The sequence below is a fragment of the Mycobacterium sp. genome (assembly GCF_036488105.1).
Taxonomy (GTDB): Bacteria; Actinomycetota; Actinomycetes; order Mycobacteriales; family Mycobacteriaceae; genus Mycobacterium.
Window position 1 is genome coordinate 1 of sequence record NZ_DASXHW010000543.1, and the last position, 4,004, is coordinate 4,004.

General features: G+C 63.4%; 5 protein-coding genes. 3 read left to right on the plus strand and 2 right to left on the minus strand.

Annotated elements, in window-relative coordinates; all coding sequences use genetic code 11:
* Positions 1-47: 47 nt before the first annotated feature.
* Positions 48-1,928 (plus strand): bifunctional diguanylate cyclase/phosphodiesterase, encoded by a 1,881-nt coding sequence (locus tag VGH54_RS28555; RefSeq protein ID WP_331515529.1) that lies wholly within the window; start codon positions 48-50, stop codon positions 1,926-1,928.
* Positions 1,929-1,933: 5 nt separating this feature from the next.
* Positions 1,934-2,602, plus strand: coding sequence for a TetR/AcrR family transcriptional regulator (locus tag VGH54_RS28560; protein ID WP_331515525.1), 669 nt, complete (start codon positions 1,934-1,936; stop codon positions 2,600-2,602).
* Between the two features lie 14 nt (positions 2,603-2,616).
* Here the strand turns inward: VGH54_RS28560 and VGH54_RS28565 are convergent, their stop codons facing one another.
* Positions 2,617-2,979, minus strand: a complete 363-nt coding sequence (locus VGH54_RS28565; RefSeq protein ID WP_331515526.1) for a PAS domain-containing protein — start codon at positions 2,977-2,979, stop codon at positions 2,617-2,619.
* A 220-nt stretch (positions 2,980-3,199) separates the two neighbouring features.
* Entirely contained in the window at positions 3,200-3,541 is a 342-nt protein-coding gene (locus VGH54_RS28570) for a metal-sensitive transcriptional regulator (protein WP_414688832.1), read from the minus strand.
* Positions 3,542-3,669: 128 nt separating this feature from the next.
* Between VGH54_RS28570 and VGH54_RS28575 the strand changes: the two genes are divergently transcribed.
* Positions 3,670-3,978: a hypothetical protein gene (locus VGH54_RS28575; RefSeq protein WP_331515527.1), complete on the plus strand. Its 309-nt coding sequence runs from the start codon at positions 3,670-3,672 to the stop codon at positions 3,976-3,978.
* The last annotated feature ends 26 nt before the right edge of the window (positions 3,979-4,004 follow it).

Below are 4,004 nucleotides of genomic sequence, written 5' to 3' on the forward strand. Positions count from 1 at the left end.
AGACCCTGACGCGGCACCCCGACCTACGCCTTACATCGGAGGAGACCTTGCCACGCAACCTGGTCACCCGCGTCGCCACCAGATTGATGGAGACGACGGCGTCGACTGTTGCCGAGGTCAATGAACAGGTGCTCGCCGAACTCGTCCAGCATCTCGACATCGACGGCGCCTTCCTGCGCCACACCGATCACAAGATCAGGGTGTCGAAATTGGTTGCGGTATGGCCTCCGCGACGCGACCCCTCCGTCCCCGACTCGGCGGCGGTTGCCCACTTCAGCAGCGCCGACCCGGTTCTCGCGTTGTGCGAGCACGGTAAGAAAGTCACGGTGATCAGACCGGAGCCCGGCGACCCGGTTTGCGCGCGCTGGGTAGCGGCCGCGCAGGAGCGTTGGGGCATCGACCCCGCCAAGATCCCGGCGCCGTCGGCGGCGGCGGCGCCTTTGATGTCGGGGGGCGTCACCACCGGCCAGCTGGTCTGCGTGAAGTTTCGTCGCAAGAAATGGCGGCCGGATGAGCTCAACGCCATCCAGACGGTCGCATCCCTGCTGGCGCAACTCCAGGCCCGCATCGCTGCCGAGGAGAAGCTTCGCAACCTCGCCGAACACGACGATCTGACCGGCCTGCACAACCGGCGCGCGCTGATGGCGCACTTGTCCGAACGACTGGCGGCAGGTCAACCGGGTCCCGTCCCGGTGTTGTATCTCGACCTGGACCGGCTGAAGTCGATCAACGACTATCTCGGCCACACCGCCGGTGACTGGTTCATCCGGACATTCGCCGAACAGCTGCAGACGAAGGCCGGCGCCAAGAGCATGACCGCGCGCCTCGGCGGTGACGAGTTCGTCGTCGTGCCTGACCGGTCGATGTCGATCGAGGTGGCGGAGAAGACCGCCGAGGAACTGTGTGCGGCGCTGCGCGATCGAATGTCCCTCGGCGGTCACATGATCACCCGCACCGTCAGCGTCGGTGTCGCGGTGGGCATGCCGGGCCGGGACAACACCAGCGACCTCCTGCATCGCGCGGACGAGGCTGTCCTGATGGCCAAGCGGGCCGGCGGTAACCACGCCGCGGTCTCCAGCGATGACATGTCGCTGCAGCGGCTCTTCCGTAACGACATCGAGCTCCACCTGCGGGGCGAAATCGACAACGACGCGCTGCTGCTGCACTATCTGCCCGAGGTCGACCTGTGGACCGGCGCGATCGTGGCCGTCGAAGCGCTCGTCCGGTGGCGGCATCCGACCTGGGGACTGCTACTGCCCGAGTCGTTCATCGGCGTCGCCGAATCCGCAAACCTGGGCGGGGAGTTGGGCCGTTGGGTCATGCGAACCGCGATCGGGGAGTTCAGCCGCTGGCGTTCGCGCGGCGTCGGGCAGAACACCATGTTGCGGCTCAATGTATCGCCGGCCCAGCTGGTCAGCCGAGGCTTCGTCAGCAGCGTGGCCGAAACCATCGACGAGTTCGGCATCGACGGCGGCTCAGTGTGTTTGGAGATCACCGAACGCGCCGTGGTTCGCGACATCGACACCACCCGCAAGACGCTCGAGGCGCTGAAGGAAGTCGGCGTCCAGATCGCCATCGACGACTTCGGCACCGGTTATGCCGTTCTGTCGCATTTGAAGTCGCTGCCGGTCGACACGCTCAAGATCGACACGTCCTTCGTTCGCGACCTGGGCAACAGCAGCCGTGACCTGGCGATCGTCCGGGCAATCATCGGCCTGGCCGAAGCCTTCGGCCTGCAGCTGGTCGCCGAGGGTGTGGAAACCCCGGCCGCCGCACTGACCCTGATGCGACACGGTTGCCACCGAGCGCAGGGTTACTTGTTGTCTCGCCCGCTGCCGAGCCACGCGATGGAGTCGCTACTCTCGTCGCGGTGGATGCCCATGCCGTTCCTGGCCGACAGCCAGGCCCTATCCTCGACAACGATCTGACACACATGAGCGAAGTAAGCGACAAGCGTTCCGATACGACGCGCGAGCAAATACTGCGAGCCGCGGCGCACCAGTTCGCCCAGCGTCCGTATTACGCCGTCGGCCTCGACGACATTCTGGCCGAGGCGCAGCTGACCAAGGGCGCGATGTACTTCCACTTCCGCTCCAAGCATGCGCTGGCGTTGGCGATCGTCGACGAGCAGACCGTCAGATCCGGCGCCGCAGTCCAGGAGTTGTTCACCCGCAAGCTGTCCGGGCTGGAAACTCTCATCGACGTCTCGTTCCTGATCGCCATGGCAGACATCACCGAAGACATCACGCGGGCAGCTTTCAACCTGCTCGAATCTGTCGGCCGTACCGAGAAGCTGCAGGAGCGTCTGCTAGGCGGGTGGATCCAACTGCTGGGTGAGATCGCCGGACGCGGAATCCGTGAGGGCGACATCGTCGACCGCGGCGATCCGGAAGACATCGGACGCTTGCTGGTGTCCATCTATATGGGGCTGCGTCAGGCCAGCAGCCTGCACGACCCGGTGGTACTGCTCAGTGACTACCAGAAAGCCCTGTCGACGGTGCTACGCGGAATCGTGCAACCCGACAAGATCGATTACTTCGCGCAATTCTTGAAGCGTCGCACGGCTCTGGCGATCAAGGCCGTTTCTCCGCCGGAGGTGTAGGACAACGGAAGCGGCTAGCGCTCGTCAAGCCACAGCTGCTCGGTCAGGTCTTGAAACGTCGCAAGCGCAATGTCGTCATCGGCGCGGACCAGCGCCGACCTACTCATCAGCGCGCGCACACTCGAACCGTCCCGGTGGGCCAACTCGACTACCTCGTTAGCCAGGGATTGCACGACGGTGACCGCGGACTCCGTGGAGAGCGGGAGGTGGAAGATCTCTTCGAACGTCAGCGACACCACGTCTTCGGGCGCGCGGCCGACCATTTCGGAGAATGCGGAATTGGCGAACACCAGCCCGCCGTCGTTCGCGATAGCGAGCACGGGAACCGGAATCCGCTCCAGCACAACCAGAGCAGGCAACTGCTTGAGGGTGGCCATCGGCGAAAGACTCCTCTGGCCGTTACGGCGTCGCTCCACGAACTGATTATGGTGCATTTGAGCTACGCGTAAGTGCGCTTGTTATTACTAGTCCCAGATTTGAAGTTTCTGTGAAAGCGCTACACCCTATTGAACGTTTGCCAGTTATTGTTCAGCCGAACGCAGTGGCTGAAAATAGCCACCGCGATCATCAAAAGCCGAAGGCACGTCTACCGCTCCGCTACGAGATAGCGGCTTTCACAGCCTCGTCGGTCGTCGTGCCGTTCAAGCAAGTATCCGGGCCAGTCAAGGCGGGACTGAACTTCAGGGCGTCCACCAGTTCGGCTATCGCCTTTTCGCCCTGCCCGCCGACGACGGCCTCCGAAAAGCAGGTTTCCAGGTGGTTGTGCAGCATCACCCGGTTGGTGCGCTCCAACGCCGACTGCACCGCAGAAATCTGCTTCATCACATCCACGCAGTAGGCGTCGGATTCCAGCATTCGGATAATCCCGTCCAGATGGCCCCGGACTGTTTTGAGCCGGTTGAGCGCAGCACGCTTTTTGGCTGTCAACTCCTCTGACATCACCGTCCCCTTCCAGCGGCGCGTGCCAACCCCGGTACCGGGGTGAACTGCACTCAGCTTATCTCACCCCACCCCACCCTGGGTGGGGTAGCATGACCTTCGCTAGTCCAACACAGGAGGTTCACTTCATGGCCGAGACAACCGACGTTGCAACCGACGATCCGGGTACCACACAGCCGACCAGGCCTAGCCGCCTGAACCAGGCGCTGGCGTGGGTGGGCATCGTCGCCGGCGGACTGTTCGTCGTCGGCGCTATTTTCTTCGCCGGCTTCTTCTTGAACTGGAGCGAGCACATGCACATGCAAATGGGCCATGCGGCGATGTCCCACGAACAGAAGGACTGTTGCGCCGACATGAAGCCGGGCGACATGAAGCCAGGTGACATGAAGCCAGGTGCGATGGGGCCTGGGATGATGGGTCCGCAGTCGGGACGCTAACCCGTTGAGGCGCCACGGTTTCCACG

Bases quoted from the DNA above. Each gene is read 5' to 3' on its own strand.
- VGH54_RS28560 (WP_331515525.1), top strand. From the start codon at position 1,934: ATGAGCGAAGTAAGCGACAAGCGTTCCGATACGACGCGCGAGCAAATA.
- VGH54_RS28565 (WP_331515526.1), bottom strand. From the start codon at position 2,979: ATGGCCACCCTCAAGCAGTTGCCTGCTCTGGTTGTGCTGGAGCGGATT.
- VGH54_RS28570 (WP_414688832.1), bottom strand. From the start codon at position 3,541: ATGTCAGAGGAGTTGACAGCCAAAAAGCGTGCTGCGCTCAACCGGCTC.
- VGH54_RS28575 (WP_331515527.1), top strand. From the start codon at position 3,670: ATGGCCGAGACAACCGACGTTGCAACCGACGATCCGGGTACCACACAG.